This window comes from Candidatus Poribacteria bacterium (genome assembly GCA_016866785.1).
Taxonomy (GTDB): Bacteria; Poribacteria; WGA-4E.
Genome location: VGLH01000042.1, coordinates 13,157 through 30,866, shown reverse-complemented (window position 1 = coordinate 30,866; position 17,710 = coordinate 13,157). Strand labels below are relative to the sequence as shown.

16 protein-coding genes are annotated in these 17,710 nt (G+C 63.9%); 8 read left to right on the top strand and 8 right to left on the bottom strand.

Annotated features, from left to right (window positions below; genetic code table 11):
* Together FJZ36_08050 and rfaE1 are read left to right on the top strand one after the other, a co-directional pair.
* Positions 1-408 (top strand): hypothetical protein (locus tag FJZ36_08050; GenBank protein MBM3214850.1); only part of this gene is annotated, 408 nt, incomplete at its 5' end.
* Positions 183-1,526 (top strand): D-glycero-beta-D-manno-heptose-7-phosphate kinase, encoded by a 1,344-nt coding sequence (rfaE1, locus tag FJZ36_08045; GenBank protein ID MBM3214849.1) that lies wholly within the window; start codon positions 183-185, stop codon positions 1,524-1,526. The genes FJZ36_08050 and rfaE1, both read left to right, overlap by 226 nt.
* 10 nt (positions 1,527-1,536) lie before the next feature.
* Here rfaE1 and FJZ36_08040 read toward each other — a convergent pair whose 3' ends face one another.
* The 6 genes from FJZ36_08040 to FJZ36_08015 form a co-directional block, all read right to left on the bottom strand.
* A complete protein-coding gene (locus FJZ36_08040; GenBank protein MBM3214848.1) occupies positions 1,537-2,007 on the bottom strand; it encodes a hypothetical protein in 471 nt (156 codons plus the stop codon).
* A 29-nt stretch (positions 2,008-2,036) separates the two neighbouring features.
* Positions 2,037-2,735, bottom strand: coding sequence for a hypothetical protein (locus FJZ36_08035; GenBank protein MBM3214847.1), 699 nt, complete (start codon positions 2,733-2,735; stop codon positions 2,037-2,039).
* Positions 2,736-2,771: 36 nt separating this feature from the next.
* A complete protein-coding gene (locus FJZ36_08030; GenBank protein ID MBM3214846.1) occupies positions 2,772-3,350 on the bottom strand; it encodes a DUF3501 family protein in 579 nt (192 codons plus the stop codon).
* Between the two features lie 3 nt (positions 3,351-3,353).
* The gene (locus FJZ36_08025; protein ID MBM3214845.1) at positions 3,354-4,703 is read right to left on the bottom strand and encodes an anaerobic glycerol-3-phosphate dehydrogenase subunit C; all 1,350 of its coding nucleotides are present in this window, start codon (positions 4,701-4,703) and stop codon (positions 3,354-3,356) included.
* A gap of 156 nt (positions 4,704-4,859) precedes the next feature.
* On the bottom strand, positions 4,860-5,279 hold the full coding sequence (locus tag FJZ36_08020) for a rubrerythrin (protein ID MBM3214844.1): 420 nt from the start codon (positions 5,277-5,279) through the stop codon (positions 4,860-4,862).
* Positions 5,280-5,325: 46 nt separating this feature from the next.
* The gene (locus FJZ36_08015) at positions 5,326-5,781 is read right to left on the bottom strand and encodes a transcriptional repressor (protein ID MBM3214843.1); all 456 of its coding nucleotides are present in this window, start codon (positions 5,779-5,781) and stop codon (positions 5,326-5,328) included.
* Here FJZ36_08015 and FJZ36_08010 point away from each other — a divergent pair.
* Genes FJZ36_08010 through FJZ36_08000 form a run of 3 tightly spaced genes read left to right on the top strand, consistent with a single transcriptional unit; the run spans position 5,635 to position 8,874 of the window.
* Positions 5,635-6,897 carry an NAD(P)-dependent oxidoreductase gene (locus tag FJZ36_08010; protein MBM3214842.1) on the top strand — a complete coding sequence of 421 codons (1,263 nt, stop codon included), beginning with the start codon at positions 5,635-5,637 and terminating at the stop codon, positions 6,895-6,897. The two genes, FJZ36_08015 and FJZ36_08010, sit on opposite strands and share 147 nt — an antisense overlap.
* On the top strand, positions 6,894-8,012 hold the full coding sequence (locus FJZ36_08005) for a Gfo/Idh/MocA family oxidoreductase (GenBank protein ID MBM3214841.1): 1,119 nt from the start codon (positions 6,894-6,896) through the stop codon (positions 8,010-8,012). The genes FJZ36_08010 and FJZ36_08005 overlap by 4 nt, the downstream gene beginning before the upstream one ends.
* Before the next feature lie 31 nt (positions 8,013-8,043).
* The gene (locus FJZ36_08000; protein MBM3214840.1) at positions 8,044-8,874 is read left to right on the top strand and encodes a phytanoyl-CoA dioxygenase family protein; all 831 of its coding nucleotides are present in this window, start codon (positions 8,044-8,046) and stop codon (positions 8,872-8,874) included.
* Between the two features lie 27 nt (positions 8,875-8,901).
* Here the strand turns inward: FJZ36_08000 and FJZ36_07995 are convergent, their stop codons facing one another.
* Both FJZ36_07995 and FJZ36_07990 read right to left on the bottom strand, forming a co-directional pair.
* Positions 8,902-9,978 carry a mandelate racemase/muconate lactonizing enzyme family protein gene (locus FJZ36_07995; protein MBM3214839.1) on the bottom strand — a complete coding sequence of 359 codons (1,077 nt, stop codon included), beginning with the start codon at positions 9,976-9,978 and terminating at the stop codon, positions 8,902-8,904.
* Positions 9,979-10,039: 61 nt separating this feature from the next.
* On the bottom strand, positions 10,040-14,041 hold the full coding sequence (locus tag FJZ36_07990; protein MBM3214838.1) for a DUF3857 domain-containing protein: 4,002 nt from the start codon (positions 14,039-14,041) through the stop codon (positions 10,040-10,042).
* 269 nt (positions 14,042-14,310) lie between these two features.
* On the opposite strand from FJZ36_07990, the gene FJZ36_07985 reads away from it, so the two are divergent.
* The 3 genes from FJZ36_07985 to FJZ36_07975 are packed head-to-tail and all read left to right on the top strand — an operon-like array spanning position 14,311 to position 17,626.
* A complete protein-coding gene (locus FJZ36_07985; protein ID MBM3214837.1) occupies positions 14,311-15,024 on the top strand; it encodes a YggS family pyridoxal phosphate-dependent enzyme in 714 nt (237 codons plus the stop codon).
* Positions 15,021-16,289 carry a Gfo/Idh/MocA family oxidoreductase gene (locus tag FJZ36_07980; GenBank protein MBM3214836.1) on the top strand — a complete coding sequence of 423 codons (1,269 nt, stop codon included), beginning with the start codon at positions 15,021-15,023 and terminating at the stop codon, positions 16,287-16,289. Before FJZ36_07985 ends, FJZ36_07980 begins: the two co-directional genes overlap by 4 nt.
* A gap of 8 nt (positions 16,290-16,297) precedes the next feature.
* The gene (locus FJZ36_07975) at positions 16,298-17,626 is read left to right on the top strand and encodes an aspartate aminotransferase family protein (protein MBM3214835.1); all 1,329 of its coding nucleotides are present in this window, start codon (positions 16,298-16,300) and stop codon (positions 17,624-17,626) included.
* Positions 17,627-17,710: the final 84 nt, after the last annotated feature.

Here is a 17,710-nt window from a genome sequence, read left to right as displayed (position 1 = left end):
CAGCCGACAAGGCGTGAGTTGGCATACTACTCCATCGACGTGTCGCCGGACGGCAGAACCATCGCCTTGAGTCGTGATGATCAGCTGTACGTGATGGACTCAAACGGCGCAAACGCAGTGCCAGTCACGGAGTTCGCCTTCGCGCCTGGTAGCCCCTGGACCGACCGTCTGTACCAGGCACGATGGAGCCCGGACGGAACTTCGCTGCTCTACAGACTCACCGTGGGCAACGTGAGCGGCGTCTATCTCATGCACCGAGACGGATCGAACGTGCGGCGGTTGGCGCGCGAAGTTGGCAAACACGTCCGCGTCACCTACATGGTGGATCCCGGCCTTCTGCCAGTACGCCCAGAGGGAATGACGGTGGCTCGCTGGGGGGATATCAAGCGTTGGTCGCCCGGGTTGTGACCCGGCATGTCGAGGACGGCGGAACGCAGGCATCGAGTCGTCGGTCGTACCAGCAGGATGGTCGCTTGGGAAACACACACGGCCACGTTGCGTTGACAGACATCGTTGCGACCCTAGCGGATCGCCGCGTCCTCGTGCTAGGCGACATCATCCTGGACGCCTATATCACCGGCGATGTGACACGCATCTCGCCCGAGGCGCCCGTTCCGGTACTTGAGGTCGTCAGCGACGAGTACCGCCTCGGCGGTGCGGCGAATGTCGCGGCGAACGCGCGTTCGCTGGGAGCCGACGTCGCGCTGGTGGGAACTGCCGGCGAGGACGGTTCCGCCAACGAGCTCCTCAAGCTCCTGAACGACGCGGCAATCGACGCCCACGGCATCGTGCCGGACGAGTCTCGACCAACGAGCCTAAAGACCCGTATCATCGCCCGGACCCAACAGATCGTCCGTCTCGACCGCGAATCGAGGCGCGCGTTGAGCCCGGACGTGCGCGCGGATGTGCAGCGCATATACCGTCGCGAAGTGAGCAGCGTTGACGCCGTCATCGTCGCCGATTACGACAAGGGGCTGCTCGACGCCGAGATGATCGTGGAAGTGCGTACACTGGCACGAAGCCGTGGCATACCGGTCGTGGTCGATCCCAAGGTGGAGAACTTCCGGCACTACGGACGTGTCACGTGCATCACGCCGAACACGAACGAAGCCGGAGCGGCGGCGGGGCTGAAGATCGAAAGCGTGGAAGATGTGCGCAGGGCTGGAGCCAGGCTCGTGAGCCACCTGGAGCTCGACCACCTGCTCATCACGCGGGGACCCGAAGGGATGTCCCTCTTCGAGCGCGCGAACGACCCAGGAGTTCTTGGGGTGACGCACATTCCCACGGTCGCTCGGAGGGTCTTCGACGTGACGGGCGCGGGCGACACGGTCGTCGCAGTCTACGGAACCGCGCTCGCCGTCGGAGCCCGTCCCGTCGACGCAGCGAGGTTGGCGAACTACGCGGCGGGCATCACCGTCGCGCAGATGGGGTGTGCTACCGTGTCACTGGAACAGCTCAGGGAAGTGCTCGCAGAGCGGGAAGACTCGGACACGTCTGCCATTGAGCACGAGCAAATCCGGCTCTAGGCTGACACGCTCACCGTAGCGCCATCGACTCGGTCAGGGAGCCGACGACCCGGAACTCACCGTTGGCTTGTCGCATCGCCGCGACGAACACATACCCGTATCTGCCGTTCTCGGGGTCGGCGAGTTGCCGGGCGATTCCGGTCGCCTCATCCCGCCTGCCCACGATCTGCATGCCTGTCGCCGCGATCCGTTCATCCAGCTTCCGCGCGATCTCGCCAACGTAGTCCTTTTCAACGGCGACCGACATCGGCAGCGACCATGAGAAGTTCGATTCCGTCAACCGGTACGCCGCCGTCTCCGATACGACGCTGCCAGCGACCTCGAAGTTAGCAGACGACGAACCTGGGAGCTCCGAGACGAGCTCGTGCATATTCACGGACTCGACGTACGAGGGAGGGGGTTCTGCTGGCTTGTCCGTCCCGCATCCCGCCACGACCCAGCCCCACACGCACACAGGGAGCCAGAGCCATCGGCGACGCATCGGCTCATCCATTCGATTGCCTCCCGAAGCTAGTCGCCAATGCCGGCGATTCGAAGGAAGTTGCGCAGCAGGAGTTCGCCGTCCGAGTACTCCGCGACCCACTGCTCCGGATGGAACTGCGTCCCGTAGAGCGGTCGCGAGCGATGCTTGATCGCCTGAACGCGGCAGGTGTCGTTCGTCGCGATCAGCTCGAAGGCGTCTGGGACGCGCTTGATCTCGCACGCGTGCGATTCGGGCATGACGCAGGGGCTGGGGAGCCCATGGAACAGTGGGTCATCCACCAAGATACTGATCGGGTAGTAGCCCTGTTCGGTGAACAGTCCCGCCGTCTCTGAGCTGATCCACCAGCCGATCTGCGCTTCGCCGTCGTGGAGTGGGCGCATTGGTTCGTCGATGACGCGCTTCAGGTTCCTGAAGCCATCGTTGAACATGAAGCCCAACAGTTGGTGGCTGCCGCAGATAGCGAGCGCCGGTATCGACTCCGTCGCATGGACCAGGTTCTCGAAGACGTAGAACTCTCGCACGTCGAAGTCGCGGAACCACGTCGCGCATCCGCTCAGGAACAGAGCGCGGGGTGATAGCGCCAGGACGGTCTCCGGCGTCGCCTGCGACATGTGCAGCACGAGGCACGGTTCGCCGGACAGATGTTCGAGCCGCCGCTTGATGCGGAAATCGCCGTCGCTGGCGTCATGCCGCGCAAGCGTCTCGACCTTGACCCAAACGAGCATCGCGACCTCACCGATTCGCGTCGACGACGCGCGGCGTCACAACGGGTCCGACTGGATCGCCTGCCGCACGTTCTCACCGAAGACGACCTTCGCCTGATACTGCGGATGCGTGATGACCCCGCGAACGACCGTGCCCTGCTGCGCCAGCAGACTGACTTGTTGCTCACTCAGGCGGAACTTGACGTATTGCACGCTCGATGCCTTGCCCTCGGAAAGCTGAACGCGGTCGAAGTCGCCGGGGATCGGAGGCGTATCGCCGATTCGGATGAACGTGTGGCGGTCGATCCCGGCGAGCAGCGGCAGGTACTTGGCGCGCTCTTCCGGGGTTTCGTATTCGATCATCATCGTGACCGACAGCTCGCCACGACCGGGGATCAACGGGTTATACGCGTCGAGCTCGCCCTGGATCTGTTCGTCCGTGGAGAGCCCTTCGACCCGCATCATCTCCTGGACCTGGTAGCGCATCGTGTCGCGGCTCTCGAAGTGGAACGTCACGTGGTCGCCGACGGATACGATTCGGTCCCGCTTGATCCGCATGATCTTGCGCCGCAGGTCGTCACGGACCTTCTCGTACTCGCTATTCGCCAGGATCTCGTCGCGTCGAAGCGCATCCATGCGTCAACCTTCCGTCGTGTCGCGCTGAACCTTCTCAGGGAAGCCGTCCGGTCGATACGCCATGGCGAGGATCTCGAACGGGTGGAGCGGCTTCTTGCCCGCGTGCTGCTCGATCTGCACGGCGGCGAGCGGGCAGTCCGTCGCCCAAACCGACGCTTCCGCGTCCTTCATGCCATCGAACGCTTTCTTACCGACGGCGATGGACTCGTCGTAGTGCTCCGTACGCATCGCCCATGTGCCGTCATGCCCAGAGCACTCGTTGACCAGACGAACCCGACACCCCGGAATCGTCCGCAGCAGGTCACGCGACGGGAACCCGATGTTCTGCGTCTTCAGGTGGCACGGCACTTGGTACGCGACCGTTCCAGGAGTGGACTCGAAGGACCGATCCAGTTTCCCGTCACGGTGCTGCCTCAACAGGAATTCGGACATATCGAACGTGTTGGCTGCGACCGCCTTAGCCCACTCATGGATCGCGTCGCCAGGAATCCGGAGCAGCTCCGGGTACTCGCGTTTCAGCATCATCGAGCAGGTTGGGTTCACGACCGCGATCGGCAGTCCCTGCTGCGCCAACGGGTACAGCGCTTCCACGTTGCGTCGCGCTTGCAGCTGAGCGGCTTCGACGTCGCCGGAGTCGAGACGCGGCATGCCGCAGCAGTCTGCGCCGGCAAGTCGGGCAGAGAACCGGTTCCGCGCAAGCACTTCGACAACCGCCTTCCCGATGCGAGGTCCGTTGTAGTTCACGAAGCACGAGTTGAACAGAACGACCATCCCGTTCTCACCCGACGACTTGGGAGCCCGCTTCGCGAACCACTGGGCGAATGTTTCCCCATGGAACTCCGGCAACTGCTTGTCACGGTGGATGCCCAACGTCTTTTCCATGACCAGACGCAGGGGCTTGAACGTGTTTCCCCAGTTCGCGAGCGCGGCCGTCGGCTGAGCCAACTTTCCGAGCCCGACGGGATCCGCCAGCAGGCGATCCCGCAACGGTATGCCGCGCTCCTTGGCTCGGACCGCCTTCGCCCGCAGGATCAGCTTGGGAAAGTCGAGCTGGAACTCGTGATTCTCGCCGGGCGTATACGGGCAGTTCACGTAGCAGAGCTGGCACTGGAAACAGTGATCGATGACGTCGTCGGTCGTCCTCGAGGGAATCGCCGTGACATCTCCCTCGTTCGCATCGACCGCGTCGAAAAGGACCGGGAACGACTGGCAGTATTTGAAGCACAGGCGGCAACCGTGGCACACCTCGTAGACCCGCGTGATCTCCTGCCGGAGGGCATCACGACGCCAGTAGAGGGGCTCGTTCGGGTTGTAGCACATGCCTTCCGTGGGGTGATAGCGGATGTTGTCCATCGTGACACCTCCACACAAAGCGAAGAGGGACGCTCGGATGCGCCCCTCATTCGGCAACTGTCTGCGTACCCCAGTCTCTGCGTGGAGCCCGGCTCGCACTCGCCGTGTCGGATGGGCAGACGCAGGACAGGGGGAACCGGTAGCTCGGCGCGTCGACTACGCGAGCGAGTCGAGTCCCTTCGCGAACCGTCCCGCGTGGGACCGCTCCGCCTTGGCAAGCGTCTCGAACCAGTCGGCGATCTCCGAGAAGCCCTCTTCACGCGCGGCCTTCGCCATGCCCGGATACATGTCGGTGTACTCGTGCGTCTCGCCCTCGATCGATGCCTTCAGCATCTCCCCAACATCCGTGAACGGAAGGCCCGTCGCCGGATCGCCGACCTTCTTCAGGTAGTCGAGATGACCATGGGCGTGACCCGTCTCGCCCTCGGCGGTGTCGCGGAACAGCCCGGCGATATCCGGGTAGCCCTCGACATCCGCAGCCTTGGCGAAGTAGAGGTAACGGCGATTCGCCTGGGATTCGCCAGCGAACGCGGCGGCAAGGTTGGCAGCGGTCTTGCTGCCCTTCAGTTTCGGCATGGATCGATCCTTCCGTAGGTACAGAGTAGCGCGTTGACGGTTCGGGTTACAGGGCTCGTCGATCGTTGTTTTCAGGCAACGGCGGCAGACCGAGGCGGTCACGCCGACATCGCGGACAATAGCCGAAGAACTCGACGTTCGTGCTGATGATCTCGCACCCGTCGAGTCCGTCGTCTGCGGACGGGTTCGTGTGCATCGAGACGTCGCGGAGCTGATCGCAGACAACGCATCGGAAATGAGCGTGGTCGCCCACGTCGCCGTCATATCGAGCGGACGAAGCCGCTCGATTGATTCGGCGCACGAGACCGACATCCACCAGAGAGTCGACGGCGTTGTACACGGTCGCCAGACTGATATGGGGAAACCGCTCGCGAACCGCGTCGTGCACCTGCTCGACCGTCGGATGCGACTTGGTCGAAATCAGGTACTCGTACACGGCAGTTCTTTGTCGCGTGACTCGATAGCCCGCTCGTCGCAGTCGCTCCTCGATCGGGCGTTCCATCACGCCATCCTCCTAGACTCACCTCACCAGTGCCCCATGGCTGCCTTCGATGGCTCCGCGACGTCCGGAGCATCGCCATCTATTCTACTACCCGAACTGGCATCTGTCAAGAATAGTTATCGATTATTACCAAAGTCGATAACAGATAACCCCTTGTTATGGGCTGGTGCGCGTTCGCGGCTGATATGGGAACATGGAGCCCAGCAGTGCCGATTGGAGGACCTGATGAAAGTGCTCGTCACTGGCGCGAGTGGGCGTCTCGGCGAATACGTCATCCGCGAGCTCGAACGGTCTCACGAGCTCGTTCTGACGTCGCGTCGACCGCCCTCGGACGAGTTCTCTCGACATCCGTGGGTCGAGGGAGACCTGAACGTCTATGCCGATTGCCAGCGCGCTGTCGAGAGGATTGACGCGATCCAGCACCTTGGAGCTCAGCCGTGGCCCGTGGATCACCCTGGCTCGCGAGCCCGAGCCGAAGAGCTCGGCATCCCCTTCGACGCGACGTTCCGAACGAACATGCTGGGAACCTACTACCTGATGCACGCTGCCGTGGCTGCCAACGTGAGAACGGTCGTGATGTGCGGCAGCAACTGCGCGCTGGGCCACGGGTTCCGCATCAGCGAGACGCCATTCCCGTTCGACTATCTTCCCGTCGATGAGGCGCATCCCACGTACCCGGAGGACTCCTACAGCTACTCGAAACGCGCCGGCGAAGACCTGCTGGCGAGCTACACGCGGGCGTACGGAATCCGAACCTACGTGACGCGCCCGGCGGGGATCTGCCCTCCGGAGCGACGGGCTCAGATGAAGACGAACGCCACGCCGGCGATCGGCTGGAACCCCTGGCTATGGTGCTGGGTCGGCAGCGAAGACGTCGCGTCAGCCCATCGGATGCTGATGGAAGCGGCAGAAGACATCCCGCCCCACGGCGTCTACTTCCTCAACGGCGACGACACGACCGCCTTGGAGCCGAGCCGTGAACTGGTCGAGCGGTTCTGCCCCGAGCTCACGGACAAGGCAGCGCATCTCGACGGGAACCAATCCTTCCTGAGTTATGCTCGACTCAAGCGCGAGGTCGGGTGGCAACATCGCACATCGTGGAGGAACGCGGAATGAGCGAACGTGTCCGGATCGGCGTCGTCGGCGCGGGCAGCATCTCGCTGCGAGGCATCCTTCCCCACCTGACCCAGGAGGACGTCCAGGATCGGTTGCAGGTCACTGCCCTGTGCGACCCGGTTCCCGGACGCGCCCAGGCAGCCGCCGAGAAGTTCGGCGTGCCCAAGGCGTTCGAGGACTACGAAGACCTGTTGAGGTCAGGAGAGGTAGACGCCGTATCCATCGCGTCGCCAATCGGCATCCACTACGAACAGGGCAAGCTCGCCATCGAACACGGCGTCCACGTTCACTTCAACAAGACGATGACGACGACCGTCGCCGAGGCGGACGACCTGATCGACAGCGCGGCGAAGAAGGGCGTCAAGCTCGTGTCCTCTCCCGGCGAGATGCTGCGACCCCTACACCGGCGAATCCGGCGCATGCTCCTCGACGGCGACCTGGGGAAACTCGTGTGGGCTGTCACCGGCGCGGCGTTCGGTCAATACCACGAGAGGGAGGGCGTTCGTCAGGGCGAGGACGTTCTCTCGAACATCAATCCGGCTTGGTACTACCGCAAGCCGGGCGGCGGGCCCCTCTACGACATGACCGTCTACGGCTTGCACGCCCTCACGGGCATCGTGGGGCCCGCCAAGGCGGTGACAGCGTTCTCCGGCGTGTGCATCCGAGAGCGCGAGTTCCGTGGCGAGATGCTTCCGTGCGACATGGACGACAACACGCTGATGGTGCTCGATTTCGGCGACGCGTTCTTCGGGTTCGTCTACGGCGTGGCGGCAGGGGGTATCTCCGGCTTCGGCAGACCGGTTCTCTTCGGCACGAAGGGCAGCGTAAACGGCGCGACGTTCAACGGGAACCCCATCGACTATCCAGAGCGAGTGCTGACGGAAGCCGGCGGGCAAGCCGATTTGCCCCATGTGGTGGGTCCGCATCGGTCGATCCAGGAAGCCCATGTCTACGAGGATATCATGCAGCTCGTGGACTGGGTTCGCGAAGGCATACCGACTGTGTCGAGCGCTGAGCACGCGCGTCACGTCGTCGAGATCTTCGACGGAGCGTACAGATCCGCGGAGACGGGTCGGGCTCAACCTCTGCGGACGACGTTCCCAACCATCGACTGAGCCACTCGGTGAGGCGACAAGAGGAGGCACGATGACACCGATCCAGAACGCTATGCCCGATCTCGACCGCGATCTCCGGTTCCGACCCGCTGCGGTGGAGACGCCCGAGCGGCTGACTCGCGAACAAGTGGACTGCTACAACGAGCGCGGGTACGTCTCTCCCATCGACGTCTTCTCCGAGTCTGAAGCACTTGCGAATCGGGCATACTTCGACGACCTCATGGGTCGAGCGTCGAAGGAGGGCTGGGGAAGCTACTCGATCAACGGCTGGCATCTGAACTGCGGCGGTATCTACGACCTCGTCGTCGCGCCGCGCATCCTGGATGCCGTTCAGGACCTGCTGGGCCCCGACCTCGTATGCTGGGGAACCCACTACTTCGCCAAGATGCCCGACGACGGCAAGCGCGTCAGTTGGCACCAGGATGCGTCCTACTGGCCCCTGACTCCGAGCCGAACCGTCACCGTGTGGCTGGCGATCGACGACGCTGACGAGGAAAACGGCGCGATGCAGGTGGTTCCGGGCTCCCATCGTCTCGGGCAGATCGCGTTCGAGGAGAGCGCACCGGAAGAGAACAACGTCCTCAACCAGACGGTTCACGATCCCTCGCGCTTCGGCGGCGAACCTGTCACGCTTTCGATGCGCGCCGGGCAGATGTCGCTCCATTCGGACCTGCTGCTCCACGGTTCCGCGCCGAACCGATCCACGAGGCGGCGATGCGGGCTGACCATGCGCTTCGTTCCGCCGGAGGTGAAGGCGTATCGAGGATGGAACGGGCGGTCGATCCTGTGTCGCGGCAACGATCCGTCGGGTCATTGGTATCGTGGCGCGAGACCCGACGGAGATACGATCCCTAAGCGCTAACGGTCTTCGGCTAGCTCGTGGGCGAACCTAAACGAGTTGACGGCGGCACGCTTCCTCGTCGAGCTCCAGCCCAAGCCCGGGGCCCGTGGGCACGACGAGCGCCCCGTCCTCGAATCGCAGCGGCTCCCTGAACAGCGAGTCGAGCGTCGCGTTTTGTCCGGTGAACTCCTGCGGGCGGCTCGCGTGCTGGATCGCTGCAATGCAATGCAGGTTGGCTGCTGTGCCGATGGTCGGCTGGGTCTGGTGGGGGACGAAATGCTTGTCGAATGTCTCCGCGAGCACGGCGATCTTCATCATTTCGGAGATGCCGGCGCACTTCACGACATCGGGCTGAAGGATGTCGACCTGCGCCTGTAGAATCAGGTCGCGGAACTGCCACCGCGTGTACTCATGTTCGCCGGCGGACACGGGGACATCGAGGGCGGCGCATAGTTGCGCGTAACCAGCGTAGTCGTACTGCGGGATCGGCTCCTCGTAGTGGAAAATGCCCAACTGCTCGAAGCGCCTGCCCTGGGCGATGGCGGTGGAAACCGAGTACCCGTTATTGGCATCGAAGCTCAATGGCACGTCGTCACCGAGGTGCTTCCGCACGGCGGCGAACATCGCGTAGTCCTTGGCAGGATCGATGTCCTGGTTGTCCGCCCGCCAGTCCATGCGGATCTTGAACGCCCGGAACCCGCGTTCCTGGAACGACGCGACGGCTCGAACCATGTCATCCGGCTGCATGTGAGCGCCGCCGCCGATGCTGGCATACATGCTGACGCGGTCGCGATACCTGCCGCCGAGCAGCTTCCAGACCGTCTGGTTCGTCGCCTTCCCCCGTATGTCCCAGAGCGCGATGTCGATCCCGGCGATCGCTTCGGGCTGCACGCCCATCACGCCCAGCTTGTAGGTGCGGAAGAACATCTTCCGCCATAGGCGGTCGATGTCCAGCGGGTCCTCGCCGACCAGAATCGGCTTGAGCGCGTGCTCGACGAAGTGCGTCAACACGGGGCTGTGCATCGGGCTGCACTCGCCGATCCCGTCGATCCCTTCGTCGGTCCGAACCACGACGAACGCTGAACCGCGCTTTAGGTGGTAGGTGACCACATCACGTATCTGCATACGTGCCCCATGGGTGGCGAGAACCGTTCCGGTCCCGCCGGATGCGATACCTCATGCGAACCTAGCGCGTCACCGCGTATGCCTTCTGGTCGGTGGCGAGGTCCATCACGATGGGCTGCCACGATTCGCGGCGGATCTGCCAGCTCGTTGCATTGCGTCGGAACACCAGCGTCTTGACGCCATGATCGCTGTAGGAGGGATCGCCCGCTCCTGCGCTGCGCCAGGAGCGGAAATGCTGTTCGAACCGAGCGACGGCGCCATCCGCTCGTTCGCCGTCTGGCGATACCTGCAAGTGAAGCGCTTCGACATCGACGCGGCTGTACCGGGTCAGCAGCGTGCGCACCCTCGAAGCGAGGCTCGGTAGGCTGAGCTGTTGTCGCGTGATGGTTCCGTCCGGCTGGACGGTCGACCGCTCGATGATGGCATCGCGCGCATAGGAAGCCAGGTACGTGTCAACGTCGCCGTTCTGCCACGCGGCACGCCACCGCTCGACCTGCTCGCGAATCTGGCTTTCCTGAGCGGATCCGACGGCGCTGGATCCAGTGACCGTCGCGCCGCCTCCTGGCATCGCCGCAGCCGTCGGCTGGAACGGAGCCAGCGGGGCCCACCGTTCCTGAGCGATCATCCAGCCTGAGTCGCCCATGACGAACCGGAATTGCTTCATCCCGCAATCCGCATAGGTCGGTTGCTCGCCCGTGCGCGCGGTCCACGCATGGAACTCCTGCACGAACTCGACGGTCACGGCATCGTCGTTGGTCATCGCTTCGACGACCCGGATGCGGTCGATGGCAACCCGAATCCGTCGATACCTCCCAAGCATGTATCCCATGTGATCCGACAGGTCTGACTTGCTTAGCACGTCCCACACGAGCCGGTCGGTTTCGCCGGGCTGACTCGGCGACTGCGCCTTCGAGTATCGTCGGATCTCCGCGTCTTCGGCGTACATGGCGAGGTAGTCGCGCAGACGCCGACGCTCCCAGGCGGTGCGCCACGACTCGATCCTCGCCGAAATCTCCGCCGTGCGTCCGTCCGTCGGCGCGGACGGACGTTCAGGCGCTGCGGCTGGCATCTTGGGTTCAGCCGCCTTGGGCTCGGCGTCGGTGACAGCAGGGACTGGCGACGTCGCCTCGACGACGGCTTGTGGTTCCGTGATCTCTCCGTCCGGCGTTGGTGCTGCTGCGGGAGGACTCTCGACCGCGACTTCGCTGACCGGTGGCACGACTTGCGGCTTGACGGGTTCCTCAGGCTCCTGACCTGGTACCTCAACGACCGGCTGAGGGAGCGGAGCCTGCTCCAGTACGAACTGGGCAGCTCTCTCCCGCGCCAGCAGCGCGAACAACTCGCGGGCTTGCGGGTACTGCTCGGGGGATACGGAGGGCTCGGCGATGGTCAAGTCGAGCGTGTATCTGACCCGATCTCCCTCGACGCGGTATTGCCGCGTGAGACGCGCGAAGTCGCTCTGGAAAGACACCGGCGGCGGCAGATGGGTTACGCGATAGCCGTCCGGGACACCGATGGACACTGACTGCGTCAGTTGGTTCGGAGCTCCCAGTTCGAGTGGTTGACTTCGCGTATCGCTCGCCCCCAGCGCCGCGTACTCCTCCAGACCCGCCGACGGGATGGGCACGATCCAGGCGCTCTCCGACCGCAAGCCGTACGCGTCGGCTGTGAAGTCAACGGCGACGCTTACCGGTCGCTCGAGGTCCATGATCGGCGCGATGACGACATCACCGACGCGCAAGCTGGGGTACGCGGACGACAGCGATGCTTCGACGAACTGCCGGTACTGCGACGGGGCAATCGGCTGGTAGATGGCGCGCACATCGGTTCCGTGTGTGCCGGTTGCGACGAGCGTCTCGTGTCCGGTCAACCGACCGTCTGGCTCCAAGTCGATGCTGACGGTCCAGTCGTAGCGGTTGTCGTCTGCCAAGGCAGTTGGCGTCATCGCCCATTCTGCCTCGCCCTGCTTCAGAACGAGGGCGGTTCGGGACTGGTTCCGCGCTGACAACTCGCCGAACCGAACGAGGTCGTTGGACGGGTCGAACCAGACGTAGGTCCCATCGCCGTCCGGGATCGCGACGATCATGTGGCTGAACGACGCCAGGGTCGGGAGGCTGACATCGACATCTTCGCCGGGGCCCGGCGCGATCAGCGCTGGATAGGCTTCGACGCCGATGGATCGCAGCATGGCGATCAGGAGCGCGACCTTGTCCTTGCAGTCGCCGTACCGATGTCGCAGCACCTCGGGCGCCGGATGGGGTTGGTACGCTCCCTTCCCAAGTTGGATTCCGACGTACCTCAGTTCCTGCGCCACGAAGTAGGCGATTGCCCGCACGCGCTCCTCTTGGCTTCTCGCGTTGCCGATCACCCGAGCGACTGCCTCGGACACAGCGCCGTCGCTCACGACTCGGTCCGACAGCAGTCCGTTGTACCAGTCGGTCAGCACTTGCCATGAGGACACGGAAGAGAACGCCAGTCGAGGAAGGAGCCCGTCCATCGGCGGCGCGTTCGGTTCCGAGTCGAACGCCTCGCTAGGACCGTGCGACCAGACATACGTCGCGGTCGGGAAGGGCCCGTCGACTGACGACTCCTGAGCCATCGACACATTCGCGCCGTCGCCGTAGAGCTTGTGCGCGAAGGCGACGTCCTTCGGAACCCGAAGGGCGTATTCGCTTCTCAGCGTCGGGTACTTGGACTGGAACGCCATCCCTCCCCAGAACCATATGTTGCCGGTGTCCCCACTTCCGTAGGCGTCTTCGACGGTGACCTGGTATTCGACGATCGCGCCCTCGACCAGAGCCGGGAACGAGACGACTTTCCACAGGACGTCGGAGTAGAGATTGAAGGTGAGCGACTCCGGCGGCGTCACGTCGTGGAAGCCGTCTTCCGCGACCTCAACGATCTCGCCGGTCGGCAAAATAGTGCGCGCGATGTTGACCCCGATGTTCTGCGAGACCGCGTTGAATGGGATCGCGATTTCGCCATAGTCGGCGAACGCTCGGCGTCCAAGGAGCTTGACGAGCTGATGTGTGGTGAATCGCGAGCGACCGTCGGGAAGGATCTCGTGCTCGGATCGGTTCAGCAGGATCACGGCGTCCTCGCCGGCGAACCTGTCAGCCTCGGCGGCGGCGTCGATCACCGGTTGGATGTCATCTGAGAGGATGGAGACAGCAGGAACCGGCTCGACATCCTCGGTATGCGTCGTCTGTTGGGACAGCCGCCTCTCCGCAGCTTGAGCCCGAGCGAGAAGGTCCGTGTTCGAGGTGTCGAACGCGAAGGCGCGTTCGTAGGCGTCCTTCGCCTGCTCCCATTCCTCGGCGCGCTCGAACATCGCCGCTTGGGCTTCGATGGGCCTGGGGTCTCCCACCATGCGGAGCTCTGCTCGCGCGAAGGCGGCAATCGCGTTGTCCAGATCATCGAGATCGCGATACGACATGCCGAGGTAGTAGGCGAGGTTCTGCGTCTCGGGCCGTGTTCCTTCGGGATCAAGAGCGTCGGCTTGTGCCAAGAGCTCGATTGCCTTCTCGGGGTCCCCGAGTTGTTGGTGGCAAACCCCCGATAAGGTCAGGGCATAGAGATCGCCTGGCTTGGTCTGCAGCGCCAGCTCGAGATGCCTGCGTGCGGAGTCGTATTGCTCGCCCTGGATATCCAGATACGCCACATAGCTTCTGGCGGAGGCTGATTCGGCGTACTGGAGACCCTCCATGAACCGGCGGCGTGCTCGCGCGGGGTCCCCGAGCACGTCGTGGAGCTCTCCGAGCTTGAAGAGCACGTCTGCGTTGCGTGGTTGCTGCGACAACGATGCTTCAAACAGAGACACAGCACGACGGTAGCTTCCCGCGAGCAACGCGGCGTTGGCTTGAGCGATCAGCGAACCCCAGGGAGCATCTTCCGACACGCTTTCCGTGGCGGGAGCAATCGGCGCGGTCGTGGTCGCGCAACCGCTGAGGAGCAGAGCAGCAAGCAACGCCCCCGCCGCGACAGCGTAGAGAACGCCGGGCTTGGTGTTGATCGTCCTGGACATGTCCTGCGGGATCGCCATGGCTCCCTCCCTACGGCGCATGGTGCCTTCGTCGGCCTCTGCCTGCCCGCGCCGTGGCGCGATGCGGGTTGTCGGGCTCAGCGTATTCTAGTGCGCCGACTGGAACTTCACAAGGCACGACCGATGGCAAGCCCCAGCCCTCACATGGATGAACGTGACCGAGAGCGCAACGGTTCTGGCAATATGGCGTCACGGTTGATCGCCTGCCTTTCCCTTGTCCGTGCCATGGCCGAGTGGTAGGATGCGCCTCCAGACGTGCGCCATGGACCAGCGCCAGGACAGTCGCCGTGATGCCCATCGCCGACAGGCTGTCGGATCTGCAGTCGAAGGTTGCCGACGCAGCGTCGAGGTCGGGCCGGCGCGCCGACGATGTTCTCATCGTCGCCGTGTCGAAGATGGTTCCCTGCGAGTCCATCGCGCACGCCATCGCAGCGGGGATTCAGCACGTCGGCGAGAACAAGGTCCAGGAGGCAGACCCCAAGATCGGAGTGCTGGGCCGACAGGTCACCTGGCATATGGTCGGGCACCTTCAGACGAACAAGGTCAAGCGAGCCGTCGAGCTGTTCGACTGGATCCAGTCCGTCGACAGTGTTCGTCTGCTGGACCGAATCAACCGCCAGGCAGAGGCGCTCGAAATGACGCCTCGCGTCCTCTTGCAGGTGAACACATCCGGGGAGCCCTCCAAGTTCGGCGCGTCGCCGGGCGACCTCGAGACGCTCGTCCATTTCGCATCCGAATGCCGTCATGTGGGTGTCGAAGGGCTGATGACGATCGGGCCGTTGACGCACGACGAGGCGGCGGTCCGTAAGTCATTCCAACGCCTGCGCACCCTGGCAGAGACGGCGCGCTCGTGGAAGCTGCCACGCGTGTCGTTCGCGCACCTTTCTATGGGCATGAGCGGCGACTACGTAACCGCCATCGAGGAAGGCGCGACGATCATTCGGATCGGCTCAGCCATCTTCGGTCCTCGTCCCCGCGCTACAACGGCGGCGGAGCCCACATGAACCCTCGCGTGATGCAGATCGCCCTGGTCGGCGCGGGGATGTTCGGTGCGGACGTGCATCTGCGCACTTACGCGGACCTGGAACGGTGCGGTATCGCGCCGTACTTGGGCAGGATCGGAATGGACGATCTCGCCCGCGAATTCTCAGACGTGCGATGGGAGCTCGTGGCAGTGGCGACTCGGTCGCCAGACAGCGCGTCCCGTGCCGCCCAGACGTATGCCGCCTGGACAGGCAAGACGCCCCGCGCCTACTACGGCGATGCGCCCTGGGAGGATGTGCTCTCGGACTTCTCCGACCTGCGCGTGCTCTCCGTTGCGACGCCAGACGATCTGCACGCCGCACCGGTTCTGGCTGCGCTTCGGCGGGGGGTTCACGCGGTCGTCGAGAAACCGATGACGCTGACTCTTGCCGAGGCGGATGCCATTCTGGAGGCAGAGCGCCAGTCCGGTTGCCTCGTCGGTCTCGACATGCACAAGCGCTACGACCCCGACCATCTGCACATCTTCACGGAGCTCCTGCCCCGACTCGGGGCTCCATTGTACGGTCGCGCTGTGCTCGAGGAGCCGCTCGAAGTCTCGACGAGCACGTTCAAGTGGGCGACCAGAAGCGATCCCTTCAGCTACGTCGGTGTCCACTGGACGGATCTCTTCATTCACTACCTCAAGACCAAGCCTGCCTCGCTGCACGCCATCGGTCAGAAGCGCCGACTCGCCGACGACTTCGGTATCGACGCCTACGACGCAGTCCAGGTGAGCGTCGTCTTCGACAACGGGCTCCACGTCCAGTTCAACAATCACTGGATCAACCCCAGCGACTTCGAGGGTCCGGTGAACCAGGAGTGCGAGATCGTCGCCGCTCGCGGGAAGATCGAATCGGACAGCCAGTACCGCGGATTGCGCTACACCATCGCAGGCGGCGGCTCTCGCACCACGAACACGCATTTCACTCGTCTCGTCTCGCGTCCGGACGGCTCCAAGTCGATGGTCGGCTACGGCAAGGACAGCCTGGTCGCCTGCCTGCTGGCGATGCTCCGACGCGACGCCGGCTCCGAGCGCATCGAGACGCTTCGTGGAACGTACCCGAATGCCCACGAAGGTCGGCTGTCTGTCGCGATCATCGAGGCGGCGAAGCGGGTTCGGGACATGAACGCGCACTACCTGACCGATGGGCGCGGCACGCCGGTCACGGCGACGTTCGGCAAGCACGGTGTCGAGGTGGGCGATCCCATCGGCGCGAACCACGTCATCTACTCGCGACCCGTGTAGGGGAACCCATGCCCTCAAGGACTACGGCGATCCAGCACGCGGAGGAGCCTCGTGCGAACGCGCTCCGCTGCGAGCTCGAGCAGTACGTCGGGTCTGCCCACAAGACGTTCACGCCCACGCAGGCGGTCATTGCGCGCGCGGAAGGTTGCTGGCTCGAGACGCTTGACGACAACCGGCTCCTGGATTTCACGTCGGGAGTCCTGGTCGCCAATCTCGGACACAACCATCCGCGATTCGAGTCGGCATACGCTCGCTATGCGGCTGGGACGCCCCGCAACTGCTACAACGCGATCACGCCCCTGGAACCCAAGGCTGCCGGAAGGCTCGTCTCCAGTCTCAACTGCCCGCGCCTGACCAAGGTGCTCTGGGCGGACTCGGGCTCGGCGGGGATCATCAAAGCCATCTGGGCGGCTCAACACGCGCGACCCGACAAGCGCATTCTCGTCGCCACGCGATTCGGGTTCCACGGCAAGAAGGGCTTGGCAGGCGACGTCACCGGCAGCTCGAGCCCGAACCCGGATGTCCGCTTCATCTCGTTCCCGATGGAGGAGGTGCGCGATGTGTCGCTGGTGGAGGCAGCGGAGGCACAGCAGGCGACATTGCAACCGAAGTATGAAGCGGAGCTCGAGGCTCTCGCCCGTCAGGAACGAGGCAATCTCCTGCTGCTGATCACGGAGCCGTACCTGGGCGCTGCGGGCTCGTATCACCCGCCGAAGTGGTACATGAGGCTACTCCGCGACTGGTGCACGCAACACGACGTGATCCTTGTGTTCGACGAGGTTCAATCCTGCCACGGCAGGACCGGCGAACTATTCGCCTTTCAGAAGCACGGGATCGAGCCCGATCTGGTGGTGCTCGGCAAGGGGCTTGGGAACGGGGAGCCCATCGCGGCTGCGGTAGGAAGCCCTGAGCTGATCGACTCGCTGCACTACGGCGAAGCGTCCGATACGTACAGCGGAAACCCACGAGCCTGCGCCGCCATCCTGGCTGTACTCGACGTGTTCGAGTCCGAGCCGATCGTCGCGAATTGCCGCGAGATGTCGACCAGGATGCGCGACGGGTTGAGTTGGCTCCGAGACCGGTTCCCATTCGTGGCAGCGATTCGAGGCGAAGGTCTCGTCTGGGGCATCGAAGCGGGGCCCGTAGGCGCTCTCGCTGCGGAAGAGGTCGCGAACCGCATGGTGGTCGAATGCTACCGATCGGGCCTCCATCTGCTGGGTCCGCTCGCCGGAAAGGTCCTCCGAGTGTCCCCTCCATTGGTGATCACTGCATCCGAGCTCCAATCCGGCATCGAGCGAATGTACGCCGCGTTCGAGCGCGTCGCTGCCGCCGGCTAGCGTCCCGATGCGCACTGCCAGTCGCGTTCCATTCCACTTCCCTTGGGATCAGTGCGGGCTCAGGCTATGCATTGGTGGGTTGCG

What these genes read in the sequence shown, in the direction of transcription:
- rfaE1 (MBM3214849.1), top strand. Translation starts at nt 183, where the DNA reads ATGGAGCCCGGACGGAACTTCGCTGCTCTACAGACTCACCGTGGGCAA.
- FJZ36_08040 (MBM3214848.1), bottom strand. Translation starts at nt 2,007, where the DNA reads ATGCGTCGCCGATGGCTCTGGCTCCCTGTGTGCGTGTGGGGCTGGGTC.
- FJZ36_08035 (MBM3214847.1), bottom strand. Translation starts at nt 2,735, where the DNA reads ATGCTCGTTTGGGTCAAGGTCGAGACGCTTGCGCGGCATGACGCCAGC.
- FJZ36_08030 (MBM3214846.1), bottom strand. Translation starts at nt 3,350, where the DNA reads ATGGATGCGCTTCGACGCGACGAGATCCTGGCGAATAGCGAGTACGAG.
- FJZ36_08025 (MBM3214845.1), bottom strand. Translation starts at nt 4,703, where the DNA reads ATGGACAACATCCGCTATCACCCCACGGAAGGCATGTGCTACAACCCG.
- FJZ36_08020 (MBM3214844.1), bottom strand. Translation starts at nt 5,279, where the DNA reads ATGCCGAAACTGAAGGGCAGCAAGACCGCTGCCAACCTTGCCGCCGCG.
- FJZ36_08010 (MBM3214842.1), top strand. Translation starts at nt 5,635, where the DNA reads ATGGGGAAACCGCTCGCGAACCGCGTCGTGCACCTGCTCGACCGTCGG.
- FJZ36_08015 (MBM3214843.1), bottom strand. Translation starts at nt 5,781, where the DNA reads ATGGAACGCCCGATCGAGGAGCGACTGCGACGAGCGGGCTATCGAGTC.
- FJZ36_08005 (MBM3214841.1), top strand. Translation starts at nt 6,894, where the DNA reads ATGAGCGAACGTGTCCGGATCGGCGTCGTCGGCGCGGGCAGCATCTCG.
- FJZ36_08000 (MBM3214840.1), top strand. Translation starts at nt 8,044, where the DNA reads ATGACACCGATCCAGAACGCTATGCCCGATCTCGACCGCGATCTCCGG.
- FJZ36_07995 (MBM3214839.1), bottom strand. Translation starts at nt 9,978, where the DNA reads ATGCAGATACGTGATGTGGTCACCTACCACCTAAAGCGCGGTTCAGCG.
- FJZ36_07990 (MBM3214838.1), bottom strand. Translation starts at nt 14,041, where the DNA reads ATGCGCCGTAGGGAGGGAGCCATGGCGATCCCGCAGGACATGTCCAGG.
- FJZ36_07985 (MBM3214837.1), top strand. Translation starts at nt 14,311, where the DNA reads ATGCCCATCGCCGACAGGCTGTCGGATCTGCAGTCGAAGGTTGCCGAC.
- FJZ36_07980 (MBM3214836.1), top strand. Translation starts at nt 15,021, where the DNA reads ATGAACCCTCGCGTGATGCAGATCGCCCTGGTCGGCGCGGGGATGTTC.
- FJZ36_07975 (MBM3214835.1), top strand. Translation starts at nt 16,298, where the DNA reads ATGCCCTCAAGGACTACGGCGATCCAGCACGCGGAGGAGCCTCGTGCG.